The organism is Stenotrophomonas sp. CASM106 (assembly GCF_049384825.1).
Classification (GTDB): Bacteria; Pseudomonadota; Gammaproteobacteria; order Xanthomonadales; family Xanthomonadaceae; genus Stenotrophomonas; species Stenotrophomonas muris.
This window is the reverse complement of the sequence record NZ_JBMRFS010000075.1, coordinates 1-423: the sequence shown is the minus strand read 5'-3', so window position 1 is coordinate 423 and position 423 is coordinate 1. Positions and strand designations below refer to the sequence as shown.

General features: G+C 67.8%; 1 pseudogene. It reads right to left on the bottom strand.

Annotated features, from left to right (window positions below):
* Positions 1-81: 81 nt before the first annotated feature.
* Positions 82-423, bottom strand: a pseudogene (locus tag VG556_RS22600) (MFS transporter); the annotation flags it as partial.

Here is a 423-nt window from a genome sequence, read left to right as displayed (position 1 = left end):
GCGTTGTGTGCAACGGCCACGGTGATCGGCTACCGCCGGTTGCGGATGAAGCTGCGGCGCAGGCGGCGCTGATGCCTTGGACTAAACCCGCAGCCAACGTGTGGACACGGCCACCAGCAACAAGGCCGTGGCCACACCGATGAACGCAGCAATCAGACCGAAATGATTGGCGGCAAAGCCGATCAACGCCGGTCCGGCAAGGATGCCGGCAAAGCCCAGCGTGGAAACGGCGGTGATGGCCAGCGCGCCGGGCATGCGGGTCTGGTGGCCGGCCAGCGAGAACAGCGCGGGCGCGATGTTGGCGCAACCGAGGCCGACCAGCACATAGCCCGCCAATGATGCCTGCCACGGCGTGACCAGGGTCAGCACCAGCACGCCGGCACCGGCGAGCAGCGCACCGAACACGATCGCGCGCTGTCGGCC